Below are 17,317 nucleotides of genomic sequence, written 5' to 3' on the forward strand. Positions count from 1 at the left end.
CGGTGCTCCTCACCCCGTCCGCCGCGCGAGTGCCAGGGTGCGGCGGGCCCCGACCACGACGGCCGCGTCCACGAACCGGCCGTCGGGCAGGGCGAGCGCGCCCGCGTCGCCGGCGGCCGCCGCCACGATCTCCTCGGCCGCGGCGATCTCGGTGGCCCCGGGCAGGAACGCGGCCTCGATGACCGGGAGTTGACGGGGGTGGATGGCTGCCCGGCCCAGGAAGCCCAGCGCTCTTCCGGCGGCGCAGGAGCGCGCCAGCCCCTCGGTGTCGCGGACGTCGGGGTGGACGGACTGGACGGGGGGTGGCAGCGCGGCGGCACGGGCCGCCACCACGACCCGGCTGCGTGGCCAGGCCAGGGCCGCCTCCTCGGTGACCCCGAGGTCGGCGCGGAGGTCGGCCTCGCCCAGGGCGATGCCGGCGAGGGCGGGGTGACAGGTGGCGACGGCGTAGGCGTGTTCGACGCCCGCGGCACTCTCCAGCAGGGCGTACAGCGGCGGAGCCCCGGCCTGCGCCACCCAGTCCGCGACCCGGTGGACCTCACGCGGTCCGTGCACCTTGGGCAGCCGCAGCCCGCCGCAGCCGGGGAGCGGGGCGAGGGTGCACGCCTCCCGGCGGGCCAGCGGTCCGTCGAGGGCGTTGATGCGGACGTGCACCGGGACGGGCTGCTCCTGGCTGAGGAGTTCGGCGGTGGCGTCCAGGGCGTAGCGCTTGCGGTCGGCGGGGACCGCGTCCTCCAGGTCCACCAGGACGACGTCGGCTCCCGCGGTCAGGGCGCCGGCCACCTTGCGCGGCTGGTCGCCGGGGGCGTAGAGCCAGGTCAGCCAGGTGTCGTGGGGGCGGCAGGGGTGGTTCACAGGACGCCCTCCGCCCGGAGTTCGCCGATCCGTGCGGCGGGTACGCCCAGTTCGCGCAGGACGGCGTCGGTGTCCGCGCCGTGCGGGCGTCCGGCCCAGCGGATCGCGCCGGGCGTGGCGGAGAGGCGGAAGAGGACGTTCTGCATCTTCACCGTGCCCAGTTCCTCGTCGGGTACCTCGGCCACGGTGCCCAACGCCCGGTACTGCTCGTCGGCGAGGACGTCGCGGATGTCGTAGACGGGAGCGACGGCCGCCTCGGCCTTCTCGAAGGCGGCGACCACCTCTGCCTGGTCGCGGGCGGCGATCCAGGAGCCCACGGCCGCGTCGAGTTCGCCGGCGTGCGCGGCGCGGCCGGCGCCGGTGGCGAACCAGTCGCGGTCGGCGAAGTCGGGGCGGCCGACCAGGGTGACCACGCGGGTGGCGACGGACTGGGCGGAGGTGGAGACCGCCACCCACCTGCCGTCCCGGGTGCGGTAGAGGTTGCGCGGGGCGTTGTTGGCGGAGCGGTTGCCGGTGCGGGCCTGGACGTGGCCGAGCTGGTCGTACCAGGTGATCTGCGGTCCGAGGACGGCGAGCATGGTCTCGATGAGGGCGGTGTCGACGACCTGGCCGCGGCCGGTGCGGTCCCGGCCGGCGAGGGCCGTCATGACGGCGTAGGCGGTGGCCAGGGCGGCGACCGTGTCGGCGAGGCCGAAGGGGGGAAGCGTCGGCGGGCCGTCGGGTTCGCCGGTGACCGCGGCGAAGCCGCTCATGGCCTCGGCGAGGGTGCCGAAGCCGGGCCGGCGGGAGTAGGGGCCGAACTGGCCGAAGCCGGTGACGCGGGCGAGTACCAGGCTGGGGTTGGCGGCCGACAGCTCCTCCCAGCCCAGGCCCCACTTCTCCAGCGTGCCGGGACGGAAGTTCTCCACCACGACGTCGGTGTCCGCGGCGAGGCGCAGCAGCAGCTCGCGCCCCGCGGGCCGGGAGAGGTCCAGGGTGAGAGTGCGTTTGTTGCGGCCGAGGTGCTTCCACCACAGGCCGACGCCGTCCTTGGCGGGGCCGTGCCCGCGGGAGGGGTCGGGTTTCGCCGGGTGCTCGACCTTGATCACCTCGGCGCCGAAGTCGCCGAGCAGGGTGGCGGCCAGCGGCCCGGCGAAGAGCGTCGCCAGGTCCAGGACGCGCAGGCCGTGCAGCGGGGCGGGCGGGGTCATCGGGCTCCTTCGCGGTCGGTCAGGCGCCGGGCGGGCGGGGAGGGCCGGTGCCGGTCTGCCGGGCGGGTGCGGGGCGTCGGCGTCTCACCGCCGGGTGGTGCGGCCGCTTCCGCGGTGAGGCGGGCGAGCACGTCGAAGCCGACGCCGTCGAACCCGCGGACGGTGGTGGCGAGCCGGTTGCGCAGCGGGGCGGTCCAGCGCCGGCCGATCGCCTCCGGGGTGCCCGCCAGCAGTCCGGCCACCGAGCCGACGGTGGCGCCGTTGGAGTCGGTGTCCCAGCCGCCGGAGACCACGCGGCACACGGCGGCGGAGAAGTCGCCGTCGGCGTGCGTGAGGGCTGCCGCCACCAGGGCGGCGTTGGGCAGGACGTGCACCCAGTGGTGGCGGCGGTAGCGGGCGTGCAGCCGGTCCACGACCCGCTCGAAGGCGGCGTCGCCGCCGGGTTCGGCGCGGGCGGTCGCGATGCCGAAGCGGACGGCCTCGGCCAGGCCGGAGCGCGCGGGCAGGACGGAGAGGCCGGCGCGGAGGCAGTCGTGCACGTCCGCCCGGCCACCGGCGGCGAGGGCGAGGGTCGCGGCGGTGAACATCGCGCCGTACACGCCGTTGCCGGTGTGGCTGAGCACCGCGTCCCGGTGGGCGAGTTCGGCAGCGGTCGCCGGGTCGCCGGGTGAGGTCCAGCCGAAGACGTCGGCCCGGATCTGCGCGCCGATCCATTCGCGGAAGGGGTTGCGGTGGGTGGCGGTGGCGGGAGGCTCCAGACCGCTCAGCAGGTTGCGGTAGGCGATGCGTTCGGCGGTGAAGGTGCGGCCGGCCGGCAGTTCCGCCAGCCACGTTTGGGCGACGTCGGCGGTGGTGAAGCCGCGGCCGTGGCGTTGCAGCAGCAGGAGGCCGAGCAGGGGGTAGTCGAGGTCGTCGTCCTCGGGGGCGCCGTCGATGTTCTCGGCCAGGCAGGTGGGGCGGGAGCGGCGGTTCCAGGGGTGGGCGCGGGCGGTGTCGGCGTCCAGCCCCACCTCGGTGAACCAGGTGTGCAGCGGCCAGTTGTTGGTGGCGCGGGCGACGGCCCGGATGCCGGTGAGGGTCATCTTCTCCACCGGTTTACCCAGGACACAGCCGACGGCGCGGCCCAGCCAGGCCGCGTGCAGAGGCTCGGTGAGCGCGGCCGGGGTGCGCCGGCCGTCCCGCGTCGGGGATGGCCAGGCGGGTGCGGCGGAGCGGATCGCGGCCAGGTCGGTGGGTTCGTCGGCCGCCCTGGGGTGTGGCAGGGCGGCGAGTTCGTCCAGCAGGTGGCCGGCCAGGGTGCGCAGGGCCGGGTCGGCGGGTGCGGCGGAGGCGCCGGCCCGCGGCGGCGCGAGGTGTCCGCCGGCGGCGAGCCAGCGTGCGCGCAGCTGTGCCGCGGGCCGGCCGTCCAGTTCCGCCTGGCGCAGTTCGTGGCCGACCAGGTCCTCGGGTTGCACCCAGGTCAGGCGCAGGGTGGCGGTGGCCATCAGGACTCCGCGAGGGCGTGGAACACCGCCTCGTGGTGGCGGCGCCGCCGCACGTCACGGGCGTGCACCCCCCGGGCGACCGCGGCCAGGCGCCGGGCCGGGCCGGTCAGGTCCAGGCGACTTGCGCGGGCCACCTCCCGGCTCCACTCGCCGGGCACCGCGGCCTCGCCGTGCAGGGCACCGACCAGGGCGCCGCTCATCGTGGCGATGGAGTCGCAGTCCCGGCCGTAGTTGACCGAGCCGAGGACGGTGCGCCGGTAGTCGCCCCCGCCCACCAGCAGCATGCCGAGCGCGACGGGCAGTTCCTCGATCGCGTGCAGCCGGGACGGACGGCGGGCGCCCAGCGAGGGGTTGCGGTAGTCGGGCCCGACGGTGTCGAAGGGGGCCACGGCCTCCCGCAGGGGCCCGAGGGCGTCCTCGAAGTCCTGGTAGCGGCGGGCCGTCTCGCAGACGGCCTCGATCGCGGCGCGCGTGCCGTCCTTGGCCAGCGCGAGGGCTTCTGCGACGACGGACTCGGCGGTGGCGCCCGGCGTGCAGGCGGCGGCGACGGCCGCCGCCAGGACACCGGCCGCCTCCCTGCCGTAGGAGGACTGGTGGGCGCCGGCGATGTCCAGCGCCTCGGCGTAGGCGCCTGCCGGGTTGCCGGCGTTGACCACGCCGACGGGCGCCATGTACATCGCGGCACCGCAGTTGACGATGTTCCCCGCGCCGGCCTCGCGCGGGTCGACGTGGCCGTAGTGGATGCGGGCGACGATCCACTTCTCGGCGAGGAAGATCCGCTGCAACGGCAGCGCCTCGGCTTCGAGTTCGGGAATCCAGCGGGGGGTGGTGATCAGGTCGGGGACGAGGTGCTCGGCGACGGAGTAGGCGTCGAGGTGGTCGCGGACCTTCTCGTAGACGCGCACCAGGGCGTGCGTCATCAGGGTGTCGTCGGTGACGTGCCCGTCACCCTTGTGGTAGGGCGCGAGGGGGCGTGCGGTGCGCCAGTCCTCCCCGTGGAAGGGCCCGACGATGCCCTTCACGCGCCCGCCGTGGCGGGCGGCGATGGCCTCCGGCGTCCATCCCTCCACGGGGCCGCCCAGCGCGTCGCCGACGGCGGCGCCGACCAGCACCCCGGCCGCGCGGTCCGCCAGGGAGACGTGCGCCGGGCTGCGCGGGGCCGCCGGGACGGGGGCGGGCGGTGGGGTCGGGCGTGGTGCGGGCGGGGAGGCCGGCGTGGTCACGGGCGGGGTCCTTCCGTGGCGGGGCGGGTGGGCGCGGTGCGGGTGAGGCGGCGGGCGGTGTCGACGAGGTCGGTGCCGGCGAGCTGGGGCAGGGCGCACCCGGCGAGCCGGCGGCACGCCTCCCGCCAGGTCGCCGGCAGCGCTTCGGCACCCTGCAGGGCTCCGGTCAGGGCACCGGCGAGGGCGGGCGCGGAGTCGGCGACGCGGGAGAGGCAGGCAGTGGTGGGCACCGCCTCGGCGATCGCGCCGGAGGCCGCGGTGACGACGGCGAGCGCCACCGGGACCGTCTCGGCGGCGGCGATGCCGTAGCTGTAGACGTGGTCGACGATCTCGTGCTCCAGGACCGGCACCAGCGCGAAGGCGTTGCCGGCGGCGCCCGGCCGGGCGGCGGCGGCCGTCCGGCCCAGCTCCACCGCGCGTTCGGCGTTGCGGCGGATCTCGGTGCCCGCCGGCAGTTGTCCGAGCGCCGCGTCCACACAGGCGTCGACGCCGTGGCCGGCGAGCGCCAGAGCCACCGCGGCGGCCATGGCGCGTGCGCCCAGGACCCCGTCGCCGTCCTGGGTGTAGCGGGCGTCGAACTCGGCCAGGTCTGCGGCGGCGCCGGGGTCGCCGGGGTGGAGGACGGCCAGGACGCAGCCGCGGACGCAGGCCGCGTCGTCGAAGTAGTGGGGGTTGTCGTGTCCGGTGGCCGGCGGCAGCAGCCCGGCGGCGAGGTTGCCCAGCCCGGCCCGCACCGAGATCCGGGCCCGCAGCGGGATGCGGGCCGACTCGATCTCGTCGGCGTGGTGCGCGGCGGCGGCCACCTCCTCGGCCAGTCCCTGCCAGGCCAGCGACAGGGCGGCACGCACCTGCGGGCCGGTGGGCGGACGGCCCTCCCCACCGGTTGCGGCGAGGACGGCCAGGGCGGTGAACGCGGCCCACTCGGCGTCGTCGGAGGGGCCCAGCAGGAGCGGCTCGGGCGGTTGGTTGAGGGCGATGGGGACCGGCAGGGTGGTGGTGGCGTTCTGCTCGGCGAAGGTGTCCAGCTCGCGCGTCAGCCGCCGGGTCCAGTCCGGCAGTTGGGTGGCCCGGTGGCGCCCGGCGGGCCAGCCCGCGGCGTCTCCGGCGGCGATGCCCAGGAGCAGACCGGTCACCCGGCCCACCGCCTCCGGCGAGGGCTGTGCGGGGACCGGGGTCGGCGTGACCGTCCCGGGGGCGGAGAGCGGCGTCATGCGGCGGGCCCTTCCGTGACGGGGAGACGCGGCGGGACGGGGAGAGACGGCGTGACGGGGAGAGACGGCGGGACCGGAAGAGGCGGCGGGGCAGGGGGACGCGGAGTGGCGGACGGTCCCGGCGTGGCAGGCGGGCGCGGTGGGACGGACCGGCCCGAGGCCCCGGGCGGGGCGGCGGTGCGGACGACCGGGGCGGGGCGACCGGCCGGGGAGGCGGTCACGCGCCCGCTCCACCGGCGGCGGGCTCCAGGAGCCGGTCGGCGATGTCCACCACGTGACGGCCCGCCATGGACGGCAGGCAGCTCCCCCTTGCGGGCCGGATGGCCTCGCCCCACTCCCGGGGGATCGCCGCCTCTCCCCGCAGGGCGCCTGCGAGCGCGCCGGCCACGGCGGCGGTGGTGTCGGCGTCGCGGCCCATGTTCACGGCGGTCAGGACGGAGGGCGCGAACTCCCCGTCGGAGGCGAGGAACGCGCCGAAGGCCAGGCCGACGGCCTCCGGCGCGAGATCCGGCCACGGGTAGCCGCCCACGACGGTCGCGGAGCGCACCGCCCGCTCCACCGAAAGCTGGGTGGCGTCCGGCCGGTACCTGGCCTCGCGGGCGGCGGTGACGGCCCGGTGCAGGGTGCGGGCGGTCCAGGAGTCGGCCGGCACCACCGACAGCGCCGCCGCCACCACCTGCTCGGGTCCCTCGCCCACCATCGCCGCCGCCACGCCCGCGGCCACCGCCCGGCCGCCGTGCACGCCCTCCCCCTCGTGGGAGACGGTGCCGTCGACGGCCACCAGCCGTGCGGCCTCCGCGGGGCGCCCGGCGGCGAAGACCCCGAAGGGTGCCGCGCGCATCGCCAGTCCGTCGCTCCAGGCGTGCCGGTGCTGCGCGGTGATGGGGGCGGCCAGGCCCCTGCGGAGGTTCTCCAGGGTGCCGCGTTCGCTGAAGCCGGCGCCCCGGAAGGGTCCCTCGTTCCGGTCGGCGATCCACTCGTGCCAGGCCGCCTCGACGTGTCCCACCGTCAGGGCCGCGCCATGGCGGGCCAGCAGCAGGCCGGAGAAGATCGCGTACTCGGTGTCGTCGGTGCCCGCCGGGTCGTCGGCGACGAAGCCCTCGATCCGCCCCCAGCGTGCCCTGATCTGCGAGGGCTTGAGGTTCTCGGCGGGCGCTCCCAGGGCGTCGCCCACGGCAAGGCCGAGCATCGCGCCCCGCGCCCGGTCACGCGCCGTCCCCGGCCCGGGCCGCTCCCCGGCCGACGCGGACGGTGGCCGCCGCCCGGAGCACGACGCGGCACGGGGGGTGTCGTGGCCGGGGCGCGGCGCTGTCCCGGAGGCCGGTGCCGGCGGGGCCTGAGGTCCGGCGCTCACAGCAGGGGGCCCGTCACGAAGGTGGGTTTGTCGTCCGGCATGCCGTCTCTCCCCTCTGCCGCGCTCGCGCACGACTGCGGGGGGACGGTTCCCTGCGCCGGGGAGGTCTACCGGCGTTTCGGCCGGGTTTCCCACTCAAGGATGGTGACGCGCACCCGTTTCCCCGGCGGCCCGCCACCACCGGGCCGCCGCACCCGGGGTGGCCGGGCGACCCGGGCGGGGCGCAGGGTGGCGGGCCGGTGGCCGTCGCGCGGGCGGGTACCGGGTCCTGGGCGGGGCGCGGGCGCGGGTCCGGCGCCCGGGAGGAGCGGGCCGGTGGCCGGGCGGGCGGCCTGCTCAGTCCTTCAGGTCCGCCCGGTGCTGTTCGGCCAGCTGGAGGTAGACCTCGGCGTTGAGCCGGATGTGCTCGCGCTCCTCGTCGGTGAGGGGGCGCTTGACCTTCGCCGGCACTCCGGCCACCAGCGAACCCGGCGGCACCTGCATCCCCTGCGGGACCAGGGCCTGCGCGGCGACCAGTGAACCGGCCCCGACGTGGGCGCCGTTGAGCACCGTGGCGCCCATGCCCACCAGGACGTCGTCCTCGATCACACAGCCGTGCAGAACCGCGTTGTGACCGACGCTGACCCGCTGCCCCACGGTGACCGGGAAGCCCGGGTCGACGTGCACGGTGCAGTTGTCCTGGATGTTGCTGCCGGCGCCGATCCGGATGGGACCGCCGTCGCCCCGCAGCACGCTCTGGTACCAGACGCCGGCCCCCTCGGCCACCTCGACGTCGCCCAGCACCACGCTGGTCGGGGCGAGGAACGCCCCGTCGGCGATGCGCGGCGTGTGGTCCCCGATCCGCCGCACCAGTGCCTCGTCCGCCATGTCCCCGCTCCTCAGCTCCTCGTCCACCGGCCGCACCTCGCCGCCGGTGTGCACCGTAGACGACGTGCGCGGGCGGGGCTCCCCCGCCCCCGGGGTCCTTGCGCAGGTCGCGGGGCGGGCGAGGGGTCCGGGGCGCGGGTCAGTCGGTCAGGTCCGTCACCGCCACGGCCCGCTCGACCCTGATCCGCACCAGGAGTTCACCGGGCACGGCGTTGCGTGCCCCGAAGGTCTCCGCCTCCTCGGCACCCACGTAGCGGGCGGCGATACGGGTGGCCCACAGCCGCATCGCGTCGAGGTCCTCGCTCAGTTCGGCCCGGCCCTCCAGGGTGACGAAGGCGAAGGGCGGGCGCTCGTCGTCGACGCAGAGCGCCATCCGCGGGTCGCGCGTCAGGTTCCGTCCCTTCACGGTCTCCTGGCCGGTCATCAGGACGACGGTGTCACCGTCGAGCACGAACCACACCGGGGCGACGTGCGGCCGGCCGTCCGCGCGGACGGTGGCCACCTTCGCGGTGCGGGTGCCCTCGGAGACGAACGCCTGCCACTCGCTGCTGCTCATCGTGCGTGCCATGGGCCCATCGTGCGCCGTCTCGCGGCGCGGGCGGTGGACGGCGCGCGGAGAGCGGACCGCGCCACGCCCCAGTGGTCGGCACGGCGGGCGGGGCCCCGGTGCGGGAAAACCCGTGCAGGCGGTCTTCCCAGCGGCCGGGCGCCGTGCCAACCTGCCCGAACGATCTTTGGCGCGAGGAGGCGCTGATGGCAGTGATCGCACGACGCACCGCGGTGGCCGCTGCCGTCCTCGGCGCCGGCTCGCTGGTGCTCGGCGGGTGCGGCAGCGCCCTGGACCTCACCCGGGACACCGGCGACGGTGGCGAGGTGGCACTGACCGTCACCAGCAACGCGGTCTCCGGCGGCAAGAACGCCGAGGAGGCGGACTGGGTCACCCGCTGGCTCATCCCCCGTTTCGTCCGGGCGCAGGCCGCCAAGGGGGTGCGGGTGCGGGTGGCCTTCCAGCCCAGCGGCGTCGACGACGAGCAGTACAAGACGCGGCTCGCCCTGGACCTCAAAGCACGGGCCGGCGCCGACGTGATGTCGCTGGACGGCACCTGGGTCGGGGAGTTCGCGCAGGCCCGCTACATCAGCCCGCTGCACGAGGTGGCGGGCGCGGCTGTCGACGCCTGGGAGGGCTGGCGCCAGGTCAACGAGCAGGTGCGCGCCCTGGCCCGGTTCCAGGGCCGACTGTACGGCATCCCGGCCGGCACCGACGCCCGGGTGCTCTTCTACCACCGCCCCCTCTTCCGCCGTGCGGGGCTGCCCGCCGACTGGCGGCCGCGGAGCTGGCAGGACGTGCTGGCCGCCGCGCGGCGGTTGCAGCGCCTGGAGAAGGTCGTCCCCCTCCAGGTGGACGCGGGCACGGCCATGGGTGAGGCCACCACGATGCAGGGCGTGCTGCCGCTGCTGGCGGGCACCGGGCAGCAGGTGAGCTCGGGGGACCGCTGGTACGGCGACACCCCGGGGCTGCGCGCCGTGCTCGGCTTCTACCGCGAGGTCTACCACGGGGGGCTGGGCGATCCCCGGCTCCAGATGGAGGTCAAGGGGCGCGACACCTCCTTCGAGATGTTCGCCGCGGGCCGGCTGGGCATCCTGCTGGAGAGCGACTACCTGTGGCGCGACGTCCTCGTCCCCGGGACCGGCACCGCCCCCATGGCGCACCGCGACCGGGACGTCGGGTACACCCTGGTCCCCGCCCGGGCGCCCGGTCAGGGGATCGGGGGCCGCGACCACGTCAGCCTCTCCGGCGGCGCGGTGCACGTGCTCAACCCGCACACCCGCCACCCGCAGCAGGCGTTCGAACTGCTCACCTTCATGCACTCGGCGCAGGCCCTGCGGGCGCGCCTGGGCGACACCGCGCAGATCACCGAGCGCGACGACGTCAACGCCGAGGTGCTGGAGAAGGACCCGATGCTGTCCTTCGCGGCCCGGCAGGCGCTGCCCGTCACCACCTTCCGGCCGCCGCTGGCCGCCTACCCGGACGTCTCCCTCGCGCTGCAGGAGGCCACCGCGCAGGTGGTCTCGGGGACCGGCCCGAGCCGCGCGGCGGCGGAGTTCGCCCGGAACCTGGAGGAGGTCGCCGGTGGCAGTGACCACGTCGTCCACTGAGCCCCGGCCGGCCAGGGAGCCGGGGGGCGGGCCGCCCGCGACCGACGCGGCGGGGCTGGGTAGGCGCCGCGCGCTGCTCTTCGTCGCCCCGGCGCTGCTGCTGGTGGCCCTCTTCCTCGTGGTGCCGGCCCTGTGGACGCTCTACCTCGGGGCGACGGACTACCGCCTGACCGGCGTCCCCGCCGTCGACCCCGGTTTCGTGGGGACCGGCAACCTCACCCACGCGCTGGGGGACGGCGGGTTCTGGTCCTCGCTGCGGCTCACCCTGCTGTTCGTGCTCGGTTCGGCGGTGATCGGGCAGTCGGGCCTGGGGTTCGCGCTGGCCTGGTGGCTGCGGGACCGCCGGGGGCCGCTGCGGGTCCTGCTGGAGGCGCTGGTGATGCTGGCGTGGATCCTGCCGAGTTCGGTGGTGGCGTTCCTGTGGATCGCCTTCCTCGACCGGGACGGCGGCACCCTGGACACCCTCCTGCACACCCCGGGCACGGCCTGGCTGATCGACCACCCGATGCTGTCGATCGTCGTCTTCAACGTCTGGCGCGGCACCGCGTTCTCGATGATGCTCTACGGCGCCGCGCTCGGGAACGTGCCCCGCTCGCACCTGGAGACGGCCCGGCTGGCGGGCGCCGGTGGCCTGCGGCAGCTGTGGGACGTGGTCCTGCCGCGGGTGCGCGGCCACGTGGTGACCAACCTGCTGCTGATCAGCCTGTGGACCTTCAACGACTTCACACCGTTCCTGATCACGGCCGGCGGCCCGGACCACCGCAGCGAGACACTGCCGGTCTTCATCTACAACACCGCTCTGGGCGGCGGCCGGCTCGGTTACGGCGCGGCCGTCTCCTTCCTGATGCTGCTGGTCAACCTGGTGGTCGCGGTGGTCTACCTGCGGTTGCCGGGACGGCGGGCCCAGGGCGGCGGCGCTTTGGACGGCCCCTCCCGCAAACGGCGGGCCGGGGCTGAGGAGGAGGTGAGCGCATGAGGAGCACATCCGGGAGCGGGGCGGCGCCGGAGGTGGTCCGCCTCCTGCGGGTCGTCGGTGCCTACGTGCTGGTGGCCCTGGTGCTGGCGTTCTTCGCGCTGCCGCTGCTGTGGCTGGCGACCGCGCCCTTCGACCGCCACCCGGGCGTCGACGTCTCGGTGCCCCGGTTCACGCTGGACAACTTCCGGCGCCTGCTGGACACCCCCGACGCCGTCAACTCCCTGGCCAGTTCCGTGGTCCTGGCGGTGGGCTGCGCGGTGCTGGTGGTGGTGCTGGCCGCGCTCGCCGCCTACGCGCTGAGCCGGGTCCGCGTCCCCGGGCGCGACACCCTGCTGTACGCCCTGCTGCTGCTCTCCTCGATCGTGACGGGTACCGCGGCGATGGTGCCGATCTTCCTGCTCGCCGCCGACCTGCGGCTGGTCGACTCCTACCTGGGCGTCATCCTCGTCCTCACCGGTGGACTGCTGCCCGCGGCCATCTTCATCCTGAAGGACTTCACGGACGCGACACCGCGGTCCTACGAGGAGTCGGCTCGGGTCTTCGGCGCCTCGCCGCTGCGGGTGCTGCGCGACGTGGTGGTGCCCGTGGTCCGGCCGGGCCTGGCGACGGTGGGGGTGTGGAGCGTGGCGCAGGTGTGGGGGAACTTCCTCATCCCCTTCCTGCTGCTGCGCTCGCCGGACCGGTCGCCGGCCGCGGTGGTGATGTACACCTTCTACACCGAGGGCGGCCAGCCGGACCTGGGCCTCATCTCCACCTTCTCGCTGCTGTACTCCCTGCCGGTGGTGCTGATGTTCCTCTTCGTCAGCCGCCGGTACGGGTTCCGCTTCCACGGAGGGATCAAAGCCTGATGTCGGACGTGACCCTGAGCGGGCTCGCCAAGGTGTACCCGGGCGGGGTGCGCGCGGTCGACGACCTCGACCTGACCGTGGCCGACGGCGAGTTCTTCGCCCTGCTCGGCCCCTCCGGCTGCGGCAAGTCGACGCTGCTGCGGGCCGTCGCCGGCCTGGAGGACGTCACCTCGGGCACCGTCAGCATCGGCGGTCGCGACGTGACGGCGCTGCAGCCGGGCGCGCGGGACGTGGCGATGGTCTTCCAGGACTACGCTCTCTTCCCGCACATGACGGTCGCGGAGAACATCGCCTACCCCCTGAAGGTGCGGAAGGCGGGGAAGGCGGAACGCGCCGCGAAGGCCTCGGCGGTGGCGGCCGAACTGGGGCTCGCGCACCTCACCGACCGCCGCCCGGCCCAGCTCTCCGGCGGCCAGCAGCAACGCGCCGCGCTCGCGAGGGCGATGGCCTGCCGCCCGCAGGTCTTCCTGCTGGACGAGCCGCTGTCCAACCTGGACGCCCGGATGCGGCTGGAGGCCCGCACCTTCCTCAAGCGGCTCCAGCGCGAACTGGGCGTGACCACGGTCTTCGTCACCCACGACCAGGCGGAGGCGCTGGCCCTCGCGGACCGGATCGCGGTGATGGAGGGCGGCCGGCTCCGCCAGGTGGGCACCCCCACCGAGGTCTACCGCCGCCCCGCCAACACCTTCGTGGCCTCCTTCATCGGCTCGACCCCCATGAACCTGCTGGACGCGGTGGTGCGCGAGGGCGCGGTGGCGGTGGGCGGGACCCCGCTGCCGCTGCCCGGGTCGGCGGCGGGCGCGGTGCGGGAGGGCGAGGAGGTCGTCTACGGCATCCGGCCGGAGTACCTGCGCTGGTCGCAGCGCGAGACGGCGGGCGCCTGGGCGGGCGAGGTCTCGGTCGTGGAGAACCTGGGCAGCGCGCACCTGGTGACCCTGGCGGGCGCGCACGGGACCGTACAGGTGGTGGTGGACGAGGAGCACGAGCCTCGCCCCGGCGACCGGGGCTGGGCGCAGCCGCGCGCCGACCGCGCGCTGCTCTACCGGGACGGCGAACTGCTGGGCGGGACCCCGGCCGCCGACCAGGCGGCCGTCCCGGCCTGAGGAGCCCGCCCGCCGGGCGGACCTGACAGACCGCCGCCGGCGGGCAGCCCCGGGAGCGGCGGCGACCGAACGACCTAGTGAGGACGCCATGGGCACCACCTCGGAGGACCGGACCACCGCACCCGCCGCACGCCCCGCCGCGCACACCCCGGCGGCCACCGGCCCGCCCGACGCCGACGAGCTGGTCGTGGTTCCCCACACCCACTGGGACCGCGAGTGGTACCTGCCCTTCCAGCGCTTCCGGCTGCAACTGGTGGGGCTGCTCGACCAGGTGCTGCCGCGGCTGGCCGCCGACCCCCGGCAGCGCTTCACCCTCGACGGGCAGGCCGTGGCCGTGGACGACTACCTCCAGGTGCGTCCCGAAGCGCGGGAGCAGTTGACCTCGCTGGTGGCGGCGGGCCGGCTGGCAGTCGGGCCCTGGCAGATCCTGCTCGACGAGTTCCTGTGCTCCGGCGAGAACATCGTGCGGAACCTGGAGTGGGGCCTGCGCCGGGGTGACGGGTTCGGCGGCGCCATGCGCGTGGGCTACCTGCCCGACATGTTCGGCCACTGCGCCCAGATGCCGCAGATCCTGCGGCTGGCCGGGGTCGACCACGCCTGCCTGTGGCGCGGCGTCCCGGCGGCCGTGGACGCCCACGCCTTCGCCTGGACCGCGCCGGACGGCACCGCGGTGCGCACCGAGTACCTCGCGGCCGGCGGGTACGGCAACGCCGCCGGGCTCCTCGACGATCCGGCGAGGGTGGCGGAGCGCGCCGCCGCGGTGGCGGCCAGGCTCCGGCCCTGGCGGCCGGACGGCTCCCCGATCCTCGCCCTGTACGGCTCCGACCACACCGCACCTGCCGCCGGCCTGGCCGACCTCGTGGAGCGGCACAACGCCACCGCGGCCGAGGCCGGCGGCGTGCGGCTGCGCCTGGCCACGCTCGGCGAGTACTTCGCCGCACAGCCCACCGCCACCGAGGGGCTGCGGGTCGTCGAGGGCGAGCTGCGCAGCCACGCGCGCGCCAACATCCTGCCCGGCGTGCTGTCGGTGCGCGCGCCCCTCAAGCAGGCGATGGCCCGCGCGGAGCGGGCCGTGGAGCGCTACGGGGAGCCGCTGGCCGCCCTCTGGTTCGACGGGGACGCGCAGCGGTTCCTCGACATGGCCTGGCACCGTCTGATCGAGGTCTCCTGCCACGACTCGGTCACCGGCTGCGGCTGCGACGAGACGGCGGCCCAGGTCGCCGCACGCACCGCGGAGGCCGAGCAACTCGGTCTGGCGGTCAGCGACATGACCGGTGACCGGCTGGCCGCGGCCGTCCCCCACGACGGCCACCTGGTGCTGAACCCCACACCGGCGGCGCGCACCGCCCTGGTCGAACTGGACGTCGCGGGCGAGGGGCCGGTGCACCTGGTCTCCGCCGAGGGCGCGGTCCGCCCGACGCAGCACCTCGCCGCCGCGGCCACCCTCCTGGCAGACGACCTGGTGCCCGGCCACCGGCTGCCGACCGTGCTGGCCCGGGTGCACGGCGTGGAGCTGTACGGGCAGGAGATCACGGCCTGGCGGGTGGAGCCTGAGCACCGGCTGCTGCACTTCACCGTCGCCCGCCGCACCGAGTCCCCCTTCGACGTGCGCGAGGTCGCCGAGGCGCTGGCGGCGGCGGGCGCGACCGGGGAGGGAGCGGGCGACTGGCGGGTGGTGATCGAGGCGGAGCCGCGGCAGCGGGTGGCGGCTCTCGTCACCGTTCCCCCGCTCGGACACGTGGCGGTGCGTCCCGCGGCGGGCGGGACGGACGTGGGGGCGGCGCACCCCGTGCTGGCCGACGGCGCCGCCCGGACCATGGCCAACGGCCTGCTGGAGGTGGCGGTCGCGCAGGACGGCACCCTCACCCTGCGCACCCCCGACAAGACGGTGCTCAGCGGCGTCGGCCGCATCGTGGACGGCGGCGACCTGGGCGACACCTACAACTACGCGCCGCCCCGCCACGACGTGCTGGTCGGGCGCCCGGAACGGGTGGCGGTGCGGTGTGTCGCGGACGGGCCGCTGGTGGCGGCGTTCGAGGTGGAGCGGGCCTACGCGTGGCCGGCGGCGGGCGACTTCGCGGGGGACGGGCGGACCGCGGAGCGTGAGCCCACGACGGTGACCTGCCGCGTCGAACTCCGCGCCGGGGAGCGGTTCGTACGTGTCGCGGTCTCCTTCGACAACCGCTGCGAGGACCACCGGGTGCGGCTGCACGTCCCGCTGGCCCGCCGCGCCGCGCACTCCCACGCCGAGGGGCAGTTCGCGGTGGTTGAGCGGGGGTTGTGCGCGGAGGGCGGCTTCGGGGAGGAGCCGCTGCCGACCTTCCCGGCGTCCGCCTTCGTCGCGGCGGGCGGCGCCGCGGTCCTGCTGGAGCACGTGACGGAGTACGAGGTGGTGGCCGACGGCGGGGAGCTGGCGCTCACCCTGCTGCGGTCCACCGGGCAGATCTCCCGCAACCGGCACGCCCACCGCGACGAGCCGGCCGGGCCGCAGGTGCCGACGCCGGCGGCGCAGTGCCCGGGGCGGCGCACCGTCGAGTTGGCCGTACTGCCGTATGCGGGCGACTGGCAGGAGGCGGGCGTGCACGAGGCGGCCGAGGTGTTCCGGCTCCCGCTGCTGGTCCGCTCGGGGTCGGCGGCCACGGCCGCACAGCTGCCCGCGGCGGGCACCGGGCTGCGGCTCACCGGTGCGGGGGTGGTGCTCAGCTCGGTGCGGGAGCGGGAGGGAGTGCTGGAGGTGCGCGTCTGCGCCCAGACCCCCTCCCCCACCACCGCGACGCTGGGCCTGCCCGGCCTGCGCCGGGCCCACCGTTGCGACCTGCTGGGCGCGGCCGGCGAGGCCCTGGCCGTCGAGGGGGAGGCGGTGGTGGTGGGGCTGCGGCCGTGGGAGATCGCCACGTTCCGGCTCGGACGGGGGTGAGGCCGGGCTCCCGCTCCCGGGCCGGGGCACGGGAGCCGGTGGGCGCGAAGGGTGTCCGGCCCGGGCGCCCGTCAGCGGCGCCGGCTGTTGGCTATCGCCGTGGTGAGGCAGTAACCGATGGGTCCGGAGGTGTCATGGAGGGTGCAGTGGCCGACGGCCACCCCGTCGTCGCTGAGGTGGCCGCCGGACTCCAGTCCGATCACCTCGCTCAGCGGCAGCCGGCTCAGCGACAGGGTGTAGTCGGCGTTGATGAAGGGCAGGCCGGTGTCGTCGGCGTGGGCGAGGGGGCTGGCGGTGTCGGCGGCGAGCACGGCGCGCACGAAGGGGGACAGCGGTTCGCCGGCGACCAGTTCGCGGGACTCGCGCAGCCAGGCACGGCGCCGCCCGGCGCCCGCCCAGCCCTGGGAGGGCTCCCGCATCCGGTTCTCCTCGTCGAACATCCACGCCGTCCAGGCCCCGGTGCGCGGCGCCGGCAGCGCCTCGGGGAGCGGCGCGTCCCACGGGGGCGTGGTGGGGACGGTGCCCGTCGGCTGCTCACCGCGGCGCAGCAGGACGAGCGAGGCACGGGCCACGACCGCCTCGCGCCCGTCCAGGACGGTGGCGTCGGCGACCCGGATGCGCCGGCCCTCGCGGACCCGTGCGGTCTCCACCCGGACCGGGCCGAACGGGGCGTTGCGGAAGAGGTCCACCGTGAGCCGCGACATGTGCAGCCCCTCGGTGGCGTGTTCCCGCTCCAGGGCGCGGGCGGCCAGGCCGCCCAGCAGCCTGCCGTGGAGCATGTCCGGCACCCACCAGCTGCGGGCGTGGGCCGCCGGCAGGAGCGCGTCCTGACCGGAGGTGAAGAACGCCTCCTGCTGCTCGGTCTCGGCCATGCCACTCCCCTTTCCCGCCCGTCCGGGGGGCGGGCGTCGTGCGTGCGGGCCGGGAAGGTCCCCCGGCCCCTCGGGGCACGGGGTGCACGGCCGGCGGCGGGCCGGTGCCGGACCTGGTCCGCTCCGGTGCCGCGGACCGGCTCCCGGCCCCTCTCCCCACCCGTCCGGCCGGGGCCCGACCACGTTATACCGGCCGTGGTGCGGGTAGGCGCGGAGCACCCCAGGTGGTCGCTCCCCGCCGCGTTCTCCCTGGTCACCGG

The 17,317-nt window shown here is 76.1% G+C and carries 14 protein-coding genes; 5 read left to right on the top strand and 9 right to left on the bottom strand.

The genetic code is table 11. From position 1 onward, the window contains the following. Positions 1 to 9: 9 nt before the first annotated feature. From ACFV3R_RS23940 to ACFV3R_RS23975, 8 genes are all read right to left on the bottom strand, one after another. Entirely contained in the window at positions 10 to 855 is an 846-nt protein-coding gene (locus tag ACFV3R_RS23940) for an HpcH/HpaI aldolase/citrate lyase family protein (protein WP_385586692.1), read from the bottom strand. Next, a complete protein-coding gene (locus tag ACFV3R_RS23945; protein ID WP_385586695.1) occupies positions 852 to 2,045 on the bottom strand; it encodes a CaiB/BaiF CoA transferase family protein in 1,194 nt (397 codons plus the stop codon). The genes ACFV3R_RS23940 and ACFV3R_RS23945 overlap by 4 nt, the downstream gene beginning before the upstream one ends. After that, on the bottom strand, positions 2,042 to 3,529 hold the full coding sequence (locus ACFV3R_RS23950) for an ADP-ribosylglycohydrolase family protein (protein ID WP_385586698.1): 1,488 nt from the start codon (positions 3,527 to 3,529) through the stop codon (positions 2,042 to 2,044). The genes ACFV3R_RS23945 and ACFV3R_RS23950 overlap by 4 nt, the downstream gene beginning before the upstream one ends. Continuing rightward, entirely contained in the window at positions 3,529 to 4,752 is a 1,224-nt protein-coding gene (locus ACFV3R_RS23955; RefSeq protein ID WP_385586700.1) for an ADP-ribosylglycohydrolase family protein, read from the bottom strand. Before ACFV3R_RS23955 ends, ACFV3R_RS23950 begins: the two co-directional genes overlap by 1 nt. Then, on the bottom strand, positions 4,749 to 5,963 hold the full coding sequence (locus tag ACFV3R_RS23960) for an ADP-ribosylglycohydrolase family protein (protein WP_385586703.1): 1,215 nt from the start codon (positions 5,961 to 5,963) through the stop codon (positions 4,749 to 4,751). Before ACFV3R_RS23960 ends, ACFV3R_RS23955 begins: the two co-directional genes overlap by 4 nt. Positions 5,964 to 6,180: 217 nt before the next feature. Further along, positions 6,181 to 7,137, bottom strand: a complete 957-nt coding sequence (locus ACFV3R_RS23965; RefSeq protein ID WP_385586706.1) for an ADP-ribosylglycohydrolase family protein — start codon at positions 7,135 to 7,137, stop codon at positions 6,181 to 6,183. Between the two features lie 516 nt (positions 7,138 to 7,653). Continuing rightward, the gene (locus ACFV3R_RS23970; RefSeq protein ID WP_385586709.1) at positions 7,654 to 8,184 is read right to left on the bottom strand and encodes a gamma carbonic anhydrase family protein; all 531 of its coding nucleotides are present in this window, start codon (positions 8,182 to 8,184) and stop codon (positions 7,654 to 7,656) included. Positions 8,185 to 8,323: 139 nt separating this feature from the next. Continuing rightward, positions 8,324 to 8,752 (bottom strand): PPOX class F420-dependent oxidoreductase, encoded by a 429-nt coding sequence (locus ACFV3R_RS23975; RefSeq protein ID WP_385586712.1) that lies wholly within the window; start codon positions 8,750 to 8,752, stop codon positions 8,324 to 8,326. Between the two features lie 185 nt (positions 8,753 to 8,937). Between ACFV3R_RS23975 and ACFV3R_RS23980 the strand changes: the two genes are divergently transcribed. The 5 genes from ACFV3R_RS23980 (at position 8,938) to ACFV3R_RS24000 (ending at position 16,185) form a co-directional block, all read left to right on the top strand. Next, positions 8,938 to 10,341, top strand: coding sequence for an extracellular solute-binding protein (locus ACFV3R_RS23980; RefSeq protein WP_385586715.1), 1,404 nt, complete (start codon positions 8,938 to 8,940; stop codon positions 10,339 to 10,341). Further along, positions 10,316 to 11,317: a carbohydrate ABC transporter permease gene (locus tag ACFV3R_RS23985; protein WP_385586718.1), complete on the top strand. Its 1,002-nt coding sequence runs from the start codon at positions 10,316 to 10,318 to the stop codon at positions 11,315 to 11,317. The genes ACFV3R_RS23980 and ACFV3R_RS23985 overlap by 26 nt, the downstream gene beginning before the upstream one ends. Next, positions 11,314 to 12,165 carry a carbohydrate ABC transporter permease gene (locus ACFV3R_RS23990; RefSeq protein WP_385586721.1) on the top strand — a complete coding sequence of 284 codons (852 nt, stop codon included), beginning with the start codon at positions 11,314 to 11,316 and terminating at the stop codon, positions 12,163 to 12,165. Before ACFV3R_RS23985 ends, ACFV3R_RS23990 begins: the two co-directional genes overlap by 4 nt. After that, a complete protein-coding gene (locus ACFV3R_RS23995) occupies positions 12,165 to 13,268 on the top strand; it encodes an ABC transporter ATP-binding protein (RefSeq protein ID WP_385586724.1) in 1,104 nt (367 codons plus the stop codon). Before ACFV3R_RS23990 ends, ACFV3R_RS23995 begins: the two co-directional genes overlap by 1 nt. An 88-nt stretch (positions 13,269 to 13,356) precedes the next feature. Then, on the top strand, positions 13,357 to 16,185 hold the full coding sequence (locus tag ACFV3R_RS24000; RefSeq protein ID WP_385586726.1) for an alpha-mannosidase: 2,829 nt from the start codon (positions 13,357 to 13,359) through the stop codon (positions 16,183 to 16,185). A 71-nt stretch (positions 16,186 to 16,256) separates the two neighbouring features. On the opposite strand, the gene ACFV3R_RS24005 is transcribed toward ACFV3R_RS24000, so the two are convergent. After that, positions 16,257 to 17,057 carry an acyl-CoA thioesterase domain-containing protein gene (locus ACFV3R_RS24005; RefSeq protein ID WP_385586729.1) on the bottom strand — a complete coding sequence of 267 codons (801 nt, stop codon included), beginning with the start codon at positions 17,055 to 17,057 and terminating at the stop codon, positions 16,257 to 16,259. Between the last annotated feature and the right edge of the window lie 260 nt (positions 17,058 to 17,317).

Source organism: Streptomyces sp. NPDC059740 (assembly GCF_042733155.1).
In the GTDB taxonomy this organism is placed as follows: domain Bacteria; phylum Actinomycetota; class Actinomycetes; order Streptomycetales; family Streptomycetaceae; genus Streptomyces.